Here is a 17,745-nt window from a genome sequence, read left to right as displayed (position 1 = left end):
CACTTGCCATGGTCAGTGTCGCAACAGCATCCGCGAAATCGCGGTGTTGAGAGGGGCGAAATGCGCCGCCGCCTCCAGTGCGGCCCGCCGTGCGACATGCGCGCGGGGGCTTTCTGCGGTATATAGGTGCACCAGCAGGTTGGTGCCACTATAAAGCGGCCTGGTGGCCAGCCGATGGCGCGTTTCGTAGCGTCGCAGCAACAGTGGCGATGCGATGGGTCGGTCCTTTTGCGCCGCACCGCGCACCAGCCTGGCGAGCGTGGCCGCCGATTGCAGGCCGAGGTTGAAGCCGTGGGCGGTGACCGGATGCATTCCAACCGCCGCATCGCCGATCAAGGCTGAACTGTCGCTGACGAAGTGGCGCGCATAGGTGGTTGCCAGCGGATAGACGTGCGGTCCGGAGACGAACTGCATGGTCCCCAATCGGCGGTCGAACCGGTCCTCGATCTCGGCAGCGAGAATTTCGGTCTGGTAGGCCGCGATCCGCTCTATCGTGGCGCTCTTCAGGGTCAGCACGGCGGACGACATATGCTCGCCCAGCGGCAGCATCGCGATCGTCTGGCGATGATCGAACCATTCGGTCGCAATGCCGTGATTGGCCTTCTCGTGCGAGAGCCGCACGACCAGCATCGACTTGCCCAGCCGATTGATCTCCGCAGAAATGCCCAGCTGTTCGCGAACCGCGGAAAAGCGCGAATCGGCGGCGACCAGCAGCCGCGCGGTCAGGGTGCGTCCGTCGGCCAGCGTCACCCGCGCACCTGCGCGATCGGCATGGACATGTTCGACCCCGGTACCCGCGAGCAGGGTGACGCCATCCTGCCCCTCCATCGCGTCGAACAGGCTCTGGCGGATCAGATGGTTGGAGACGAGACACCCCAGCCGGTCCTGAGGCCCGCCGTCGGCATCGAAGCCGAGCGCGAGCGGAGAGCGGCCATTATAGACCCGTGCGGCGCGCAGCGCGAAGATCTGGTCGGGCGCGATGTGGCTCCACGCACCGAGCCGCTCCAGCGTGGCAACCGATCTGTGGGTGAGCGCGATTTCCCGCCCATCGACCGGCGGCTCCGCCAGCACCTCTGCCGGCTGCCGTTCGACCAGCGCGACGGTCAGCCCGCTGCCCTTCAGCCCACGGGCAAAGGCAAGTCCGGCGGGCCCGGCCCCGACCACGATGATATCGAAATCGCGCATTGCTGTATCCCTGGATCGCTCGTTTCGGGTGGCGCTAGCGCGGCTGCGGCGCGCGGGCATTGCGCAAGATCAATTCGGGGGTGTCGCGGGGCAGGTGCTTCTCTGGCTCCGGCCGATCTGGCATGGCCGCCGCCATGACCGCCCAACCGCGTAACTCCGTCCCGAGCGCAGCCGATGCTCCGCACTTGCTGGACAAGCTGCACGAAGTTTTCGGATTCCGGTCGTTCCGGGGTGTCCAGGAGCAGGTCGTGGACCGCGTCATGGCGGGCCAGTCGACGCTCGCGGTGATGCCCACAGGCGCGGGCAAATCGCTGACCTACCAGCTGCCCGCGACCATGCTGGAGGGGACCTGCGTGGTCATCAGCCCGCTGATCGCGCTTATGCACGACCAGTTGCGCAGCGCCAGCGCCAACGGGATTCGCGCGGCCACGCTGACCAGCGCTGACGAAAACCGCGCCGAAACCGTCCAGCGCCTGCGCGCGGGCGAGCTCGACCTGCTGTACGTCGCGCCCGAACGCGCGAGCCAGGGCCATTTCCGCGACCTGCTCGCGCAGTGCCGCATATCTCTGTTCGCGATCGACGAGGCGCATTGCGTGTCCGAATGGGGGCACGATTTCCGGCCCGACTATCGCCTGCTGCGCCCGCTGATGGACCAATTCGCGGACGTGCCGCGCCTCGCGCTGACCGCGACGGCGGATGCGCACACCCGGTCCGACATCCTGACCCAACTGGGGATCGCGCCCGACGGCCTCATCGTCGCGGGGTTCGACCGGCCCAACATCCGCTACACCATTCGTCCGCGCGATTCGCTGACGCAGCAGCTGCGCAGGTTGCTCGCGGAGAACCCCGGCCCCGGCATCGTCTACGCGCAGACCCGCGCCGCGACCGAGCGGCTGGCGGAGTCCCTGTCCGACGGGACGCGCGAGGTCCGCTGCTACCACGCGGGCCTGCCGCCCGAGGTACGCGCGGCGAACCAGGCGGCGTTCGTCGCGAGCGAGAACATGGTGATCTGCGCCACGGTCGCCTTCGGGATGGGAATCGACAAGCCCGACGTGCGCTTCGTCGCGCATGCGGGCCTGCCCAAGTCGATCGAGTCCTATTACCAGGAAACCGGCCGCGCGGGCCGCGATGGCGACCCGGCAACCGCGGAGCTATTCTGGGGTGCGGACGATTTCGCCAAGGCACGCATGCGCATCGGCGAGGTCGGCGAGGCCCGCCAGCAGGGCGAGCGCGCGCGGCTCGCGGCGCTTGGCGCGCTGGTCGAGACTGCCGGATGCCGCCGCGCGATCCTGCTGCGCCATTTCGGCGAGAACCCGCCCGAGACCTGCGGCAATTGCGACAACTGCCTCAATCCGCCCAAGGCGGTCGACGCGACGGTGGTGGCGCAGAAATACCTCTCCGCCGTGGCGCGCACCCGGCAGATGTACGGCGCGGGCTATGTCGAGAGCATCCTTATCGGCCAGTCGAGCGAACGCAGCCGGTCCCAGGGGCACGACAAGCTGTCGGTCTTCGGCATCGTCGAGGGGGAGGAAGCCGCGCTGCTCAAGCCGGTCCACCGCGCACTGCTGGTGCGCGGCGCGCTGCTGTCGACCGAGCATGGCGGGATGATGCTGGGCCCCGAGGCGCGGGGTTTTCTCAAGGGTGAAGAACCGCTCGATCTGGTCATTCCGCCCAAGCGGGCAGGCGGAAAGCGCGGCAGCCGGGCAGGCTCGGGTCAGGCGCTCAACCCCGTGGGCGACCCTCTGTTCGACGCGCTGCGCGCGCTGCGGCGCGACATCGCGAAGGAAAACCAGATTCCACCCTACGTCATCTTCCACGATTCGGTGCTGCGCGACATGGCCGGATTGCGCCCGCAGACCCGCGCCCTGCTGGGCGAATTGCCCGGCATAGGGGCGAAGAAGCTTGAGGCCTATGGGGACGCGTTTCTGGAGGTGATCCGCCAGCACGAGCGCTAGCTCGGCCAGAAAGTCCCGAATTCCAGCCCAACCGCGATTCCGGTCATTGGGGCCGGGCGACAGTGCTGCTATGGGCCCGCGATGCTTACGATCGACGGTATCACTGTCCGGCTTGGCGGCCGGCCCATTCTCGAACGCGCCAGCGCGACGATTCCGCAGGGCGCGCGGGTCGGGCTGATCGGTCGCAACGGGGCGGGCAAGTCGACCCTGATGAAGACCTTGATCGGCGAGATCGAGCCCGACGACGGATCGATCGGCAAGCCGTCGAAGGCGCGCATCGGCTATATCGCGCAGGAAGCGCCTGACGGAGCGATCACGCCCGAACAGGCCGTGCTCTCCGCCGATGTCGAGCGCGCCAGCCTGCTCGAAGAGGCGGACACCTGCACCGATGTCGACCGGCTGGGCGAAGTGCACGAGCGGCTGCTGGCGATCGACGCCTACACCGCGCCTGCGCGCGCGGCGAAGATTCTCAGCGGGCTGGGCTTCGATGAAGAGATGCAGCACCGCCCGCTGTCCAGCTTCTCGGGCGGGTGGAAGATGCGCGTCGCGCTGGGTGCGCTGCTGTTTTCCGAGCCCGACATTCTGCTGCTCGACGAGCCGTCGAACCACCTCGATCTCGAAGCGACGCTGTGGCTGGAGAACTTCCTCAAGTCCTATCCCGCAACGCTGCTGGTGATCAGCCACGAACGCGATCTGTTGAACAACGTGGTCGACCACATCCTGCACCTGCAGGGCGGGCAGCTGACGATCTATACCGGCGGCTACGACGCGTTCGAGAAACAGCGTGCCGAGCGCGCGGCGCAGCTGGAGTCGGCCAAGGCCGCGCAGGATGCGCAGCGTGCGCGCCTGCAGGACTATGTCGCGCGCAACAGCGCCCGCGCCTCCACCGCCAAACAGGCGCAGGCGCGCGCGAAGATGCTCGCCAAGATGCAGCCGATCGCCGCGCTGATGGAAGACCCCTCGCTCAGCTTCGAATTTCCCTCTCCCGGCGAATTGCGCTCTCCGATGATCACGCTCGACGGGGCGGCGGTGGCCTATGGCGATGCACCGCCGATCCTAAAGCGGCTCAATATGCGGATCGACGCGGACGACCGGATCGGTCTGCTCGGGCGCAACGGCAACGGCAAGACCACGCTCGCGCGGCTGCTGTCCTCGCAACTCGACCCGGTCGAAGGTGCGATGAACGCGCCGGGCAAGCTCAAGGTCGGCTATTTCACCCAGTATCAGGTGGAAGAGCTCGCCAGCGACGAGACGCCGCTGGAGCTGATGTCGCGCGCGATGGAAGGCAAGACGCCCGCCGCCGTGCGCGCACAGCTGGGCCGGTTCGGCTTCTCCGGCCCGCGCGCGACGCAGAAGGTGGAGAAACTCTCCGGCGGGGAACGCGCGCGGCTGGCACTGGCGCTGATCACCCGCGACGCGCCGCACCTGCTGATCCTCGACGAGCCGACCAACCACCTCGACGTCGATGCGCGCGAGGCCCTGGTGCAGGCGCTCAACGACTATTCCGGCGCCGTCATCCTGATCAGCCACGATCGCCACATGGTCGAGCTGACGGCGGATCGCCTGATGCTGGTCGATGGCGGCACCGCCAAGGAATATTCGGGCAGCATGGACGATTACATCGACTTCGTGATGGGCCGTAACCAGCCCAAGAAGTCGTCCGGCTCCATCCCCGCAAAGCCAGCCCCCGCGAATCCCGGCAAGACTCGCGCGAAGGCGCGCTTCCTCAAGTCCGAACTGGCTACGGCGGAGAAGGCGATGGCCAAGCTGGAGGCGAGCCTGTCGCAAATCGACGAGGCGATGTGCGATCCCGCCAGCGCGCCCGCGCATCTCGCCGGGATCGCAATGGACGACCTGCTGATCCGGCGCGCCGAGGTGAGCGACGCGCTGGCCAAGGCCGAAGCCGAATGGCTCGCGCTGGGCGAGCAGATCGAATCACTGGAAGACGCTTAGCGGCCAAGCGATAGGGCGCTTTGGCGTCGCAAAAGCCTGGCTGGGGTGGCAGGATTCGAACCTGCGCATGCCGGTACCAAAAACCGGTGCCTTACCGCTTGGCTACACCCCATCAGCAGGCGAGTGCGCCCCTATAGCGTTGCGAACGGCAATGTGAAGGGGTGCCATGGTGCAGCGGGCACGGTAAGCCGTGACGATGACCGATCTCGCCACTGCCCGCCAAATCCTCGACACGCTGATCGGGTTCGACACGACCTCTCGCAACAGCAATCTCGCGCTGATCGAATGGGTCGAGGCGTATCTCGCCCGCCACGGCGTCGAATCGCAGCGGGTGCCCAACGACGACGGGCGCAAGGCGAACCTGTTCGCGACCTGCGGGCCGAAGGTCGAAGGCGGGTTGATCCTGTCGGGCCACACCGACGTGGTCCCGGTAGACGGGCAGGACTGGTCGAGCGATCCGTGGACCGTGCGCGAGGCGGACGGGAAGCTCTTCGGGCGCGGGGTGGCGGACATGAAGGGCTTCATCGCCCTCGCGCTTGCCTTCGTGCCGCGCTTCGTCGCGGGCAAGCTGCCGGTGCATCTGGCGCTGAGCTATGACGAGGAGGTCGGCTGCCAGGGTGCACCTGCAATGATCGCGCGGATGGCGCAGGATATCCCGTCCCCGCGCCTCGCCATCGTGGGCGAGCCGAGCTTGATGGGCATCATCACCGGGCACAAGGGGATCGCGGTGCACGAAGTCAGCGTGCGCGGGCATGCCGCGCATTCCTCGCTGGTCGATCACGGGATTTCAGCCAACGCCGTCGCGGTCGGGCTGATGCACGAGCTGCTGGCGCTGGCGGAGGAATTGCGTGCGCGGGCGGACCCGGACAACGGCTTCGACCCGCCGCAGGCGACGCTGACCATCGGCGTGATGGAGGGTGGCACCGCGTCGAACATTCTTGCCGGGCACGCACGCTTCCAGTTCGACCTGCGCTGCCCGCCGGGCGAGGATGCCGCGGCGATCCTCGCGCCGTTCAAGGCACGCTGCGAGGCGCTGGATACCGAGTTGAAGAGTCGCTTCCCAGACGCTGGCGTGCAGGTGGAGCAGCACGCGGGTACCCCGCCGATGACGCCGCAGGGCAGCGAGGATGCGGTTGCCTTCGTCCGCGCGCTGACGGGTGAGAACAGCCCGCCCGGTCAGGTCGCCTTCGCGGCCGAGGGCGGGCAGTTTCAGGCGGCGGGGTTCCCGACAGTGATCTGCGGCCCCGGCTCGATCGAGCAGGCGCACCAGCCCGATGAATGGATCGCGCTGTCGGAGCTGGAGAAGGGTGCGACTTTCATGCAGCGGCTGGCGGAGAGGTTGGGGTAGTCCCCCGACATCGCACATGGTCATCCCGGCCCTCAAGCCGGGATCCCGCTTCTTCTGGCGCTGCACCCGAAAAAGCGGGACCCCGGATCAAGTCCGGGGCGACGAAGGGATTTGGAAGTGAGCTTAGACCGGCTTGCTGGGCTTCAGCACCTTGCCCTCGAAATCCGCCGCCGAATGCCGTTCACGCAGCCGCGAATCCTCATCGCCCCACACCTTGGTCACGATCCGTCCGCGCTGCACCGCGGGGCGCGCGGCGATCTCCTCGACCCAGCGCGCGACGTTGGCGTATTCGTCGATCGAGAGGAAGGTCTTCGCGTCGTTATAGATATTGCCTTCCACGAAGGGCGCGAGCCACGCGAAGGTGGCGATATCGGCGATCGTGTAATCTTCGCCCGCAAGGAAGCGGCTCTCGCCCAGCCGCTGGTCGGCGACGCTGAAGAGGCGTTTGGTCTCCATCGCGTAGCGGTTGATCGGGTATTCGAACTTCTCGGGCGCGTAGGCGTAGAAGTGGCCGAAGCCGCCGCCGATGAAGGGCGCGCTGCCGATCTGCCAGAACAGCCAGCTGAGCATTTCCGCACGTGCCTGCCCGGTGGGCTGGAAGGCGCGGAATTTCTCCGCGAGGTGGAGCAGGATCGCGCCGCTCTCGAACACCCGGATCGCTTCAACCCCGGTCCGGTCGACCAGCGCGGGAATCTTGGAATTGGGATTGATCGCGACGAAGCCGGAGCCGAACTGGTCGCCATCGCCGATATTGATCGTGTAGGCGTCGTATTCCGCCGGATGGCCCGCCTCCAGCAGCTCCTCCAGCATGATCGAGGCCTTCACCCCGTTGGGCGTTGCGAGCGAGTAGAGCTGGAACGGGTTGTCGCCCTTGGGCAGCTCGCGCTGCTCGCGCGCACCGGCGGTGGGGCGGTTGATATTGGCGAATCTTCCGCCGTTCTCCGCATCGTGGGTCCAGACCTTGGGGGGCGTATATTCGCTCATCGGGCAATTCCTTATCGCAAATGGGGCAGGCATCGATGGCGACAAGGTGGGCTCTGCGCAGGCGAGCGCAAGCGCGGCGCCCCGCCTGGGCCGGCAAGATGATCTGCGCAGCGCGCAAAGTTTCCTATCGCTTCCGCAACCGCGCTGGCTGCGAACGGCGATCGCCGGGAACCGCCGCGCGGTGAGGGAGTCGTTCCAACAACACCTCCTGCGGATGTAACCTCATGGAAAAGCTCATTTTCGTCGACGACAGCCTGCCCGGCATCACCCGCAAGGGTGCCGGGCGCGGTTGGGCCTATTACGACCCGGATGGCGAGCTGATCCGCGACGCGGCAGAGCGCGAACGTCTGAATGCGATCGCTCTGCCGCCCGCCTATAGCGATTGCTGGTTCTGCCCCGCGCCCAACGGGCACATCCTTGCCACCGGATACGACGCGAAGGGGCGCAAGCAATATCGCTATCACCCGCAATTTCGTGCCAGCCGGGAGAGCGAGAAGTTCGACCGCTGCCTCGCCTTCGGTGCACGCCTGCCGCTATTGAGGAAGCGGGTGGTCGACGATCTGGGTGCGCGCGATCTGGGTCTGGCGCGCGCGCTGGCCGGGGTGGTGCGGCTGCTCGACTTGGGCGCGATCCGGATCGGGAACGACACCTATGCGCGCGACAATGGCAGTTTCGGCGCGACCACGATCAAGAGCCACCATGTCACGGTGCGCGGCAAGACACTGCGGTTCCGCTTCCGCGCCAAGTCGGGCAAACACCGCGATCTCGAACTGACCGACACTCATCTGGCGAAGATCGTCCGCCAGATGCAGGATCTCGACGGGCAGGACCTGTTCTCCTTTGTCGATCCTGCCGCCGATGGGGAGGCTGCGGTGCGCGATGTCACCTCCAGTCACGTCAACGCCTATCTGCGCGAGACCATGGGCGAGGATTTCAGCGCCAAGAACTTCCGCACCTGGCATGCGAGCGCGATGGCATTCGGACTGCTGGCGGGGGCGAAGGATGATCTGACCATCAAGACCGTGACGGAGACGGTCGCCGAACGGCTGGGCAATACGCCCGCGATCACCCGCAAGAGCTATATTCACCCGGCGATCTTCGATTTGATGGACCGGCAGGGCGAATGGCGCGAGGGGTTGCAACTGCCCCGGCGGACCAAGTGGCTCGCGCGTGAGGAGCGCGGGCTGATCGAATTCCTCGAAGATGCGCCGTCCCCGCACGACATCCTCGCCGCCTGACGTTTTTTTCGCAAAACTAACATGGCGCAATCGCGTCCGCGTAAACTCGATGCTAGGGGTGGGGTAGCATTGTCAGCGCCGAATCTGGTGGGATAGGCGCGAAAGAGGGACGCATTTGCCCAACCATAAGCTGACCGCTGTCGACGCGGCCAATTTCCTGCCTGGGAATTTTCCACCGCTTGTCGCGCAAGTTCTGTTCGGTCTTGCGCTGGCGCTGGCGATGATCGGCCTTCGCACGCTCATCGATATCGTCGCTCCCAATGCAGGCCCCTTCGCGCTGGTTTACCCCATGGTGCTGATCGCCACGCTGTTCGGGCGGCTGTTGGCCGGCATCATCTGCCTGATCGTTGCCTTCCTGTGGGCGTGGTACGTCGTGCTGCCATTTCACGGGTCGTTCGCGTTCGAGGTGGCGAGCGATCAGTCGCGCGTGCTGATCAACTTCCTGTCATCCTGCGTCGTGGTCGCTCTCGCCGAGGTATTCCGCGCGGCGGTCCGCGTGCGCGAGGCCGAGCTGCACGAATCGCTGGAACGGCGGCGGTGGCTGATGGCCGAACTGCAGCATCGCACCAAAAACAACTTCGCGCTGGTCGCCAGCATGATCGAGCTGCAGAAGCGCCGGCAGAACAATCCCGCCGCCGCCGCCGCGCTGGAAGATGCCGCCAATCGCGTGTTCTCGTTCAGCCGCGCCTATGCGCAGCTGGCGGTGGACGGGGCCGACCGCAAGGAAGGCGCGATCGATATGGCGAGTTATCTGGAGGATGTGGTCGACCATCTGGTCCACGCGTCCTTCGACGATAACGTGAAGGTCGAATGCCGGATCGCGCCGATCCCGCTGCCGCGCGACCAGGCGGTGGCGATCGGCCTGTTCCTCAACGAAGCGCTGACCAATGCTGCCAAATACGCCTTCGGCGACGGCCGCGATGGGGAGCTGACCATCGTGCTTGCCGGGTCGACCAATGACTGGCGGCTGGAAGTGCGCGACAATGGTGCGGGCACCGCCGCCAACAGCGATGCCGATGGCGGGCTGGGCAAGAGCCTGATGCGCACCTTCGCGCACCAGGCCAGGGCCGAGCAGGACATCGAAGTCGACGAGCATGGCTGCCGCGTGACGCTGGCGCGCTTGCCGCTGACGGCCTAGCGTGCCCGAAGGGCCATTCGCGGATCGTTTCGTGCGGCGCCCCTTGTGTGAGCCCTTGTGCCCCGCGCGCCATCCGGGCACACGCTGAGCCAGCAATGGGCCAGAGCGCACACCCCTTCTTCGACCTGCACACGCACGGCTTCGTGCGCGTTGCGACCTGCACGCCCTGCGTGCGCCCGGCGGACGTCTCCGGCAATGCCAAGAGCATCGTCCAGATCGCGCGCGACGCGCACGAGGCGGGGGTCGACTTCGCGGTCTATCCCGAACTGTGCGTTACCGGCTACGCGATCGACGATCTGCATCTGCAGAGCGCGGTGATCGATGCGGCCGAAACGGCGGTCGCTCGGATTATTGAGGAAAGCGCCGGGCTGACCCCGGTGCTGGTGATCGGCGCGCCCGTGCGGCGCGGATCGCGCCTGTACAACTGCGCGCTGGCGATCGCCGATGGCCGCCTGCTGGGCGTGGTGCCCAAGAGCTACCTGCCCAATTACCGCGAGTTCTACGAGAAGCGGCAGTTCACGCGCGGGCATAATTGCCAGGGGCTCGAGGTGACGATTGCGGGGCACGAGGCGCCCTTCGGAACCGATGTGATCTTCGCCGCGGACAACCTTCCCGGCTTCGTCTTCGGGGTCGAGATCTGCGAGGATTTCTGGGCTCCGCAGCCGCCGGGCATGATGGCCGCGATGGCGGGGGCGACGATCCTCGCCAACCTGTCCGCCTCGCCCGTCACCATCGGGCGGGCGAGCGACCGCCACCTGCACTGCGCCTCCAGCTCCAGCAGGGGCATGTGCGCCTATGCCTATTCGGCAAGCGGGCACGGCGAGAGCACCACCGACCTCGCGTGGGACGGGCAGGGCGTGATCTACGAGCTGGGTGAGCTGATGCAGGAAAGCGTCCGCTTCGATCGCGGCGCGGAACTGTGTGTGATCGACATCGACACGCAGCGGATCGTCAACAACCGCACCCAGAACGGCACTTTCCACGATGCGAGTGAGGCGGCGGGCCGCCCCGAAGACTGGTATCGGCGCGTCACCTTCACCCACAATATGCGCGCTGCGGAGACGGTCGGCGGGTGGGGCCTCAAGCGCCCGGTGCGCCGTTTCCCCTTCGTGCCGGACGATCCCGATACCCTGCACGAGGATTGCTACGAGGCGGTCAACATCCAGGTGGATGCGCTGATGCGGCGGATCGAGGCGACCAGGCCCAAGAGCCTTGTTCTCGGCATTTCGGGCGGGCTCGATTCGACCCACGCGCTGCTGGTCGCGTGCGTCGCGTGCGACCGGCTGGGCCTGCCGCGCGAGACCATCCGCGGCTATACCATGCCCGGCTTCGGCACCTCCGACCGGACGAAGGACAATGCGCTCAAACTGATGGACGCGGCGGGGATCACTGCCGAGACGATCGACATCGTGCCCGCAGCGCAGCTTATGCTGAAAGACATCGGTCACCCCTTCGCCGACGGGAAGGAGGTGTACGACACCACGTTCGAGAACGTGCAGGCGGGGCTGCGCACCGATTACCTGTTCCGGCTGGCGGGCCACCACGGCGGCTTCGTGATCGGCACCGGCGACCTGTCCGAACTGGCGCTGGGCTGGTGCACCTACGGCGTGGGCGACCAGATGAGCCATTACGGCGTCAATTCGGGCGTGCCCAAGACGCTGATCCAGTACCTGATGCGCTGGATGATCGAGACCGACCAGTTCAGCCACGACCTGAACGAGGTGCTGGAGGATGTGCTGGGGACCGAGATCAGCCCCGAACTGGTCCCCGCAGGGGCCGACGGCGCGATCCAGAGCACCGAGGACCATATCGGCCCCTATGCGCTGCACGATTTCTTCCTTCACCACATCGCCCGCCATGGCCAGTCGCCCAGCCATGTCGCGTTTCTGGCGTGGCATGCGTGGAAGGACGCTGAGAGCGGAAAGTGGCCGCTGGGCTTCCCCGACGAGGCGAAGCAGGCCTACGACCTCGCGACGATCCGCAAGTGGCTGGCCGTGTTCTGCCGCCGCTTCTTCGGCTTCAGCCAGTTCAAGCGCAGCGCGATGCCCAACGGTCCCAAGGTCTCGATGGGCGGGGCGCTCAGCCCGCGCGGCGACTGGCGCGCACCCAGCGATGCGGTCGCCGACCTGTGGCTGGCAGAGATCGAAGCGAACATCCCGGAAAGCTAGCGGTTAATCAGCAATTCATGCGCCCGGGCGGAGTTTCGCGGCCAGCAGGGAGACCGTCATGAACAAGCCTCATCGCCTTCTGGTTGCCGCCGCTCCGGTACTCGCTCTTGCGCTTGGCGCGTGCGCCGACACCGGCATGGGCCGCGTCGCGCTCCCCAATACAGGCTCCTATCAGGAGCTGCGCAGTGCGCCGGGTCCGGACGAGAACGCCGTCGCGGTGCTGAGCGATCTGCGCAAGACCGACAGCGAGTTCGACAAGCTGCGCGAGAGCCGACAGCTGACCAAGCGCGAGAAGCGCAAGCTCGACCGCGCACAGGCGAGGATCGGCCTGCTGGCGGCGAGTTACGGCGAGGATGGCGTGGTGACGGACGCGGAACGCCGGGAGATGGATATCTACTCGCGCGCGATGCAGGATCTGGCCGCGATCGAGGCACCGAAGTCTCCGAAGAAGTAACGCGCCCACGCTCTGCCGGGTGGTCCGCTATGCGTGCGCCTGCCGCGGTAGGCCGATTTGCCCCGCACCCTGCCTGCCGCTAACGCGCGGACCATGCCCGCCCGCACGATTCTCCTGCTGATCCTCGTGAATTTGCTCTGGGCGCTCAACGTGGTGGTCAGCAAGGTCGCGGTGGACGATCTGGGAATGCCGCCGCTGTTCTACGCCGCGCTGCGCGCACTGCTGACCCTGCTGGTGCTGTTCCAGCTGCTGCGCCCGCTCCCGCGCAACTGGCCGCTGGTCGCTGCCGTCGGGCTTGCCATCGGCGGCGGGTCTTTCGCGCTGTTCGCGATCGGCCTGTCCTATGCCGATCCGTCGACCGCCGGGATCGTCAGCCTGTCGGGCGCACCGATGACCGTGCTGCTGGCGATCGTGCTGCTGGGCGAGGATGTCGGCTGGCGGCGCGGGGTCGGCATTGCGCTGGCGATCGGCGGGGTGGTGATCGCGATCTCATCCCCCTCGGGCCTTCAGAGTTCGGCCGGGCTCGGCTGGATCGGGCTGTCGTGCCTCGTCGGGGCGCTGGGGGCGGTCTACGTCAAGAAGATCGACGTTGGGGGCAAGCCGCTCCAGGCGTGGTCTGCGCTTGCATCTTTCGTGGTGCTGCTGCCGTTCTCGCTCGCGACCGAGCGCGATCTGGTCGCGCCGCTCGCAGCGCATCCGTGGCAGGTGCTCGGCTGCCTGATCTTCGCCGGGCTGGTGGTGTCGGTCTATGCTCATGTGATCTACTTCAACGCGCTGAAGGATCACGATGCCAACCTGGTCGTGCCTTTCACCCTGCTGCATCCGCTGATGACCGTGGCGCTGGGCGCGTGGCTGACGGGCGATCCTGTCGGCGTTCCCCTGCTCGTGGGCGGCGCGATCGCGGTGGCGGGGGTGTCGATTCTGGTCCTGCGGCCCAGCGAGACCTTCACGAAAAGGTTTCTCGTGCGCTCGAGACTCTAGCGCGAACAACGCCTTAACCAGTTCCCCGCTACAATGGGGCGATGCGACCTGAACTGGGAATCCACGCCACTCTCGACGAGGAGATCGAGCATGCTGCCGAAAGGGGGCTGCCCTTTCGTGCGTGGCCCGAACCGCTCAGGCAGATGTGGTATTCGCACAAGATGGGCCGCCGCCGGCGTGAGCTGGCGTTTCTGAACGCCATGGGGCTGATATGGTGTATTGGGTGCCTCCTGCTCGACTATACGGCCGGGCCCCGGGTTTTCGAGGCCGCGCTGCCCCTGCGGCTGGGACTCGTCGCTCCGCTCTATCTGCTGGCCATCGCAGCTGCATTCTATGGCAGCTGGCAAGCGCAGCGCTGGACCACGCTTCTTGCGGTTCCGGCATTCGTCGGCGTCGCGGGCTATCTCGGAATGCATGTCGCGATCCGCGAGATGCAGGAATATGTGATGGCATCGGGCCTGCTTTTGGCGATGGCGGTCGTCGTTCTTCCGCTGCGGTTGCCATGGCTGGCGCTGATGGCCGCGTTGTCGATCGCAGTCCTGTGGGGCGTGTGGGCATCGACCCCGGAGCTTGGGCAGGAGGCCGCCATCCTGGTCGGTTTCATAAGTGCCAGCGGAGCGATGAGCCTGCTGCTGCCGCTGCGCACCGCCCATTTGAAAGATCGCAACTTTCTCTATGCACTGCGCGCGCAAGTCGCCTCGCGCAGGCTGATGGAGGCGAACGAGCGACTGCGGGCCCTATCCGACATGGATGAGTTGACCGGTCTGCCCAACCGCCGCCACCTGGAGCGCGTGTTCCATACCGTCTTCGAAACCTCGCTCGCTGCCCACATGGAGCTGGCGGTGGTGATGATCGACGTCGATCACTTCAAGCGGTTCAACGATACCTACGGTCATATCGCGGGCGATCGCACGCTGGTGCAGGTCGCCCGGCTTCTGGAGAAAGATCTCTCCGGCGAGGGGCGGACAGTGGCGCGCTTCGGCGGAGAGGAATTCATCGCCGTCTTGGAAAACATGGATGAGCACGCGGCGCTGACTCTGGCAGACAAGGTTCGCAGCGCGATAGCGAAGCGCGCAGTAATCGGTGGCGACCGCCGCCGGTCCGTAACCGTCAGCATGGGCGTGGCGCTGCGCAATCGCGCCGATCGCTCGCCCACCGCAATCATCGAGCGCGCCGATGCCGCACTCTACGAAGCGAAGCAGGCGGGGCGAAACCTTGTGCGGCTTGCAGGGAGCCGAAAAGGCGAGGTGCCTCCGCCGACCTTGGAAAGCCGCGCGTAACGCTGCCTCTGCCTGGGGCGTCAGTTCCCCTAATCGTCTGGTCATGCGGGCCAGGCATGAATGTTGATCTAGCGTGCGACCTTCCACGGTGCTGTCGCCTCTGCGGCTTTCCAGCATGGTTCGAGTGCGCTGACCAGCTGGTTTGCCCACTCTGCCGGAGACCCTTCGGCCACAGGTCCGCTGTACCGGGCGGTCGCGCCATCCCACGAATATTCGACGGTTACGGTATCGGCATGCATTGGCGGCAGAGCGGGACGCGCGTCCGTGATTTCGAACGGGAACCAATCGGCACGTAGTCTGGGGAGGATCAGATGGCGGGCCGTCGGGCACGATGATACGTCGGCTTCCAGCCATCGTGCGCCTGCGTCGGACAGATGCTCGGCAATCGAAGCCCGGCTGAACGCGCCCCGCCGGCGAAGCTCGCCTAGCAGCGCGGTTGCTGCCCATCGCGGCCGCTGCTCGTTGGGGAGTTCGGCTGCGGGGACCATGCGGGCGGCGATCCTGGTTGCGCAGGTCCGATCGCTCTGCGGCCCTTGGCAAATCCAGTCGTATTTCAGGGCGAATGCATAGACGGGATAGTCGTAATCATCGCCACCATAATAGGCGGTAAGAAATGGTCTGGAGCCGCCTTCTGATTCAAAAAAGCGCCTGCTGTCGAATGCCAAGGCCTTCACCGTCTGCCCAATCTCGTACAGAGTGGGGCCCTCGGTTTCGAGCGGCGGCGTCTCCTGTGCATGCACCGGTGAAGTGGCTGCTATCGTGCACGAGAGTGCAGCAAGTCGGCAAAGAGCAGCGAGCGACTTCACCGTTTCACCATGCATCGGCATTGTGACGGGCGCACGACCTCAGTCCAGCTTCATCACCCAGCCATGCGGATCGGGCGCGGTGCCCATCTGCACGCCGACCAGACGGTCGCGCATCTTCTGCGTCAGCTGGCCGGTGCCTCCGGTGCCGATGGTGAATGTGCCGTCGGGCCCGTTGACGCTGCCCACCGGGGTGACGACCGCGGCGGTGCCGCAGGCGAAGGTCTCGATCAGGTCGCCCTTGGCCGCATCGGCGTGCCACTGGTCGATCGAATAGGGCTCCTCACGCACCTGCAGGCCTTCGTCGCGCAGCATCTGGATCAGGCTGTCGCGGGTGATGCCGGGCAGGATCGTGCCGGTCAGCGGCGGGGTGATCGCACTGCCATCCTTGAACACGAAGAACAGGTTCATCCCGCCCAGTTCCTCGATCCATTTCTTCTCGACTGCATCGAGGAAGACGGTCTGCTGGCAGCCCTGCTTCGTCCCCTCGGCCAGCGGCACGAGGCTGGCGGCGTAGTTGCCACCGGTCTTCGCTGCGCCGGTGCCGCCGGGGGCCGCGCGCGTGTGATCGCGGCTGACCCACACGTCGACCGGCTTCACGCCCGACTTGAAATAGCTGCCGACCGGGCTGGCGATCAGGCAATACAGATATTCGCGCGCCGGGCGCACGCCGAGGAAGGCTTCGGTCGCGAACATGAAGGGCCGCAGGTAGAGCGATCCGCCTTCGACCGTCGGCATCCAGTCGCGATCCTTGGCGACCAGCTGGCGGATCGATTCGAGGAACAGTTCCTCGGGCAGTTCGGGCATCGCCATCCGGCGCGCGCTGGCGTTGAGGCGGCGCGCGTTCTGTTCGGGCCGGAACAGTGCGACGGAATCATCCTCCCAACGGTAGGCCTTCATCCCTTCGAAGATTTCCTGCGCGTAGTGCAGCACGGCGGCCGCCGGATCGAGCGGGATCGCCTCGCGCGGGCACAGCTTCGCGTCGTACCAGCCATCCTCGCCGCGCTCCACGCGGTCCGCGTCGAAGCGAATCGTCACCATGTGATCGGTGAAGATCGACCCGAATCCGGGGTCCGCCAGCGCCTGGTCGCGGGTTTCGGACGGCACGGGGGCGGGGTGGGGCAGGTGGGCGAAATCGGTCATCGGCGCGTCGGCCATAGGGCTCATATCTCCTTGGCCGAGGCGGTTATGCGCGTGCACCGCCCGGGGCAAGGGGTTTTGCAAAAAATTTCACGATTGAGGCAAAAAACTTTTCATAAGTTACGCGCCTGCAGCAAATGAAAAGGGCAGCCTCTGCCCGTCGGAGAGACTGCCCTTTCATGGTCAGCGGCCAGGAAGTGCCGCTCACGAAGCCTCTAAGGGTATGCGACTTTACCGATAGTGCTCCGCGCGGAAACTTGCCGACCTCTCTGCTGAACCATGAGACATCGGATCACCTCCTTTCGCGCTTGTAAGCCAAGACCCGCACCGTATCACCGGGGGCCGAGAAGCGACGTGGGCCGTCGCCCTCAGACACCTTTTTGAGTCATGCGATTCGCCAGCACAAGCCTTGTAAATATGTTTTTCCCCGTCATACTTGTGCGCTCGCGAAATGAACGGCGACGCGGCGTAAATCGCGCCGGGCCGGCTTGCCTCACCTTGCCCAAATCGACGGTTCTTCGCCAGCAGCGCAGTGCGCCTAGCGGCAATCCTCGATCACCCGCGTCACTTCGGCCCAGGCGGGCACGTAGAGGCCGGGCTCGCCTTCCACTTCCACCGCGAAACGCCCGCGCGTGATCGCCATCGCGTCGAGCAGCGGGTCGCGCGCGTCCAGCGTCGTCAGCACCCGTGCAGGCGAGCCCGAGGCGGGCTTCGCCATCATCGGGCGCGAGGTTGTCTCGGTGCTGATCCGCATCGCGACTTCGCCCTGTTCGGCCACGGAAGTGGCGCGGACAATGCCGACCTTGCGGGTGGCGACCTCGCACACGATGGCCAGCTTGGTCGCGCCGGGCGTGCCGAAGATTGCCAGCGTTTCGCCAGGCTCGACCAGATAGCTCCAGTCGCCCGGCGTCTGCGGGCGGTCGATCCAGTTCTCCGCCGGCGGCGGGACGGGCTGCGGCGTGGGAGCCGGGGGCGGCGGCGGAGCGGGTACCGGCGCGGGTGGCGGAGGCTCTGGCGTCTGGCAGCAGGTCACCGCCAGCAGCGAGAGGGCCAGGGCGATACGGGCGGGGGAAAAGACGCGGGGTTTGCTCATGCCCCTGATAATGCGCTTGGACGCC

14 protein-coding genes and 1 tRNA gene are annotated in these 17,745 nt (G+C 66.2%); 9 read left to right on the top strand and 6 right to left on the bottom strand.

The window, feature by feature from the left end:
- Positions 1–12: 12 nt before the first annotated feature.
- Positions 13–1,185, bottom strand: coding sequence for a 5-demethoxyubiquinol-8 5-hydroxylase UbiM (ubiM, locus tag K7H93_RS03445; RefSeq protein WP_230782493.1), 1,173 nt, complete (start codon positions 1,183–1,185; stop codon positions 13–15).
- Positions 1,186–1,319: 134 nt separating this feature from the next.
- Between ubiM and recQ the strand changes: the two genes are divergently transcribed.
- Together recQ and K7H93_RS03435 are read left to right on the top strand one after the other, a co-directional pair.
- Positions 1,320–3,140: a DNA helicase RecQ gene (gene recQ / locus K7H93_RS03440; protein ID WP_230782491.1), complete on the top strand. Its 1,821-nt coding sequence runs from the start codon at positions 1,320–1,322 to the stop codon at positions 3,138–3,140.
- Positions 3,141–3,221: 81 nt separating this feature from the next.
- Positions 3,222–5,093, top strand: coding sequence for an ABC-F family ATP-binding cassette domain-containing protein (locus K7H93_RS03435; protein WP_230782490.1), 1,872 nt, complete (start codon positions 3,222–3,224; stop codon positions 5,091–5,093).
- 37 nt (positions 5,094–5,130) lie between these two features.
- Here the strand turns inward: K7H93_RS03435 and K7H93_RS03430 are convergent.
- Positions 5,131–5,205: transfer RNA gene (locus tag K7H93_RS03430), tRNA-Gln, on the bottom strand.
- 84 nt (positions 5,206–5,289) lie between these two features.
- Between K7H93_RS03430 and argE the strand changes: the two genes are divergently transcribed.
- Positions 5,290–6,441, top strand: a complete 1,152-nt coding sequence (argE, locus tag K7H93_RS03425) for an acetylornithine deacetylase (protein WP_230782488.1) — start codon at positions 5,290–5,292, stop codon at positions 6,439–6,441.
- A gap of 123 nt (positions 6,442–6,564) precedes the next feature.
- Here argE and yghU read toward each other — a convergent pair whose 3' ends face one another.
- Complete coding sequence (gene yghU, locus K7H93_RS03420) at positions 6,565–7,425, bottom strand: glutathione-dependent disulfide-bond oxidoreductase (RefSeq protein WP_230782486.1); 861 nt, start codon at positions 7,423–7,425, stop codon at positions 6,565–6,567.
- 224 nt (positions 7,426–7,649) lie between these two features.
- Here yghU and K7H93_RS03415 point away from each other — a divergent pair, with 224 nt between their 5' ends.
- The 6 genes from K7H93_RS03415 (at position 7,650) to K7H93_RS03390 (ending at position 14,684) form a co-directional block, all read left to right on the top strand.
- Positions 7,650–8,663: a DNA topoisomerase IB gene (locus tag K7H93_RS03415; RefSeq protein WP_230782484.1), complete on the top strand. Its 1,014-nt coding sequence runs from the start codon at positions 7,650–7,652 to the stop codon at positions 8,661–8,663.
- Positions 8,664–8,778: 115 nt separating this feature from the next.
- A complete protein-coding gene (locus K7H93_RS03410) occupies positions 8,779–9,801 on the top strand; it encodes a sensor histidine kinase (protein ID WP_230782482.1) in 1,023 nt (340 codons plus the stop codon).
- Positions 9,802–9,896: 95 nt separating this feature from the next.
- Positions 9,897–11,969, top strand: coding sequence for an NAD(+) synthase (locus K7H93_RS03405; protein ID WP_230782480.1), 2,073 nt, complete (start codon positions 9,897–9,899; stop codon positions 11,967–11,969).
- A 58-nt stretch (positions 11,970–12,027) separates the two neighbouring features.
- Positions 12,028–12,423, top strand: coding sequence for a hypothetical protein (locus K7H93_RS03400; protein WP_230782478.1), 396 nt, complete (start codon positions 12,028–12,030; stop codon positions 12,421–12,423).
- Between the two features lie 93 nt (positions 12,424–12,516).
- Entirely contained in the window at positions 12,517–13,404 is an 888-nt protein-coding gene (locus tag K7H93_RS03395; protein WP_230782475.1) for a DMT family transporter, read from the top strand.
- Positions 13,405–13,445: 41 nt separating this feature from the next.
- Positions 13,446–14,684 carry a GGDEF domain-containing protein gene (locus K7H93_RS03390; protein ID WP_230782473.1) on the top strand — a complete coding sequence of 413 codons (1,239 nt, stop codon included), beginning with the start codon at positions 13,446–13,448 and terminating at the stop codon, positions 14,682–14,684.
- 68 nt (positions 14,685–14,752) lie between these two features.
- Here the strand turns inward: K7H93_RS03390 and K7H93_RS03385 are convergent, their stop codons facing one another.
- The 3 genes from K7H93_RS03385 to K7H93_RS03375 all read right to left on the bottom strand — a co-directional run bounded on the left by K7H93_RS03385 (position 14,753) and on the right by K7H93_RS03375 (position 17,720).
- Positions 14,753–15,424, bottom strand: coding sequence for a hypothetical protein (locus K7H93_RS03385; RefSeq protein WP_230782471.1), 672 nt, complete (start codon positions 15,422–15,424; stop codon positions 14,753–14,755).
- Between the two features lie 105 nt (positions 15,425–15,529).
- Positions 15,530–16,645, bottom strand: coding sequence for a branched-chain amino acid aminotransferase (locus K7H93_RS03380; protein ID WP_230782470.1), 1,116 nt, complete (start codon positions 16,643–16,645; stop codon positions 15,530–15,532).
- 520 nt (positions 16,646–17,165) lie between these two features.
- On the bottom strand, positions 17,166–17,720 hold the full coding sequence (locus K7H93_RS03375) for a hypothetical protein (RefSeq protein WP_230782469.1): 555 nt from the start codon (positions 17,718–17,720) through the stop codon (positions 17,166–17,168).
- Positions 17,721–17,745: the final 25 nt, after the last annotated feature.

The organism is Citromicrobium bathyomarinum (assembly GCF_021021475.1).
GTDB classification, from domain to species: domain Bacteria; phylum Pseudomonadota; class Alphaproteobacteria; order Sphingomonadales; family Sphingomonadaceae; genus Alteriqipengyuania; species Alteriqipengyuania bathyomarina.
The sequence above is the reverse complement of the archived record's forward strand: the minus strand, read 5'-3'. Positions and strand labels throughout refer to the sequence as shown.

Bases quoted from the DNA above. Each gene is read 5' to 3' on its own strand.
- ubiM (WP_230782493.1), bottom strand. From the start codon at position 1,185: ATGCGCGATTTCGATATCATCGTGGTCGGGGCCGGGCCCGCCGGACTT.
- recQ (WP_230782491.1), top strand. From the start codon at position 1,320: ATGACCGCCCAACCGCGTAACTCCGTCCCGAGCGCAGCCGATGCTCCG.
- K7H93_RS03435 (WP_230782490.1), top strand. From the start codon at position 3,222: ATGCTTACGATCGACGGTATCACTGTCCGGCTTGGCGGCCGGCCCATT.
- argE (WP_230782488.1), top strand. From the start codon at position 5,290: ATGACCGATCTCGCCACTGCCCGCCAAATCCTCGACACGCTGATCGGG.
- yghU (WP_230782486.1), bottom strand. From the start codon at position 7,425: ATGAGCGAATATACGCCCCCCAAGGTCTGGACCCACGATGCGGAGAAC.
- K7H93_RS03415 (WP_230782484.1), top strand. From the start codon at position 7,650: ATGGAAAAGCTCATTTTCGTCGACGACAGCCTGCCCGGCATCACCCGC.
- K7H93_RS03405 (WP_230782480.1), top strand. From the start codon at position 9,897: ATGGGCCAGAGCGCACACCCCTTCTTCGACCTGCACACGCACGGCTTC.
- K7H93_RS03400 (WP_230782478.1), top strand. From the start codon at position 12,028: ATGAACAAGCCTCATCGCCTTCTGGTTGCCGCCGCTCCGGTACTCGCT.
- K7H93_RS03395 (WP_230782475.1), top strand. From the start codon at position 12,517: ATGCCCGCCCGCACGATTCTCCTGCTGATCCTCGTGAATTTGCTCTGG.
- K7H93_RS03390 (WP_230782473.1), top strand. From the start codon at position 13,446: ATGCGACCTGAACTGGGAATCCACGCCACTCTCGACGAGGAGATCGAG.
- K7H93_RS03380 (WP_230782470.1), bottom strand. From the start codon at position 16,645: ATGGCCGACGCGCCGATGACCGATTTCGCCCACCTGCCCCACCCCGCC.
- K7H93_RS03375 (WP_230782469.1), bottom strand. From the start codon at position 17,720: ATGAGCAAACCCCGCGTCTTTTCCCCCGCCCGTATCGCCCTGGCCCTC.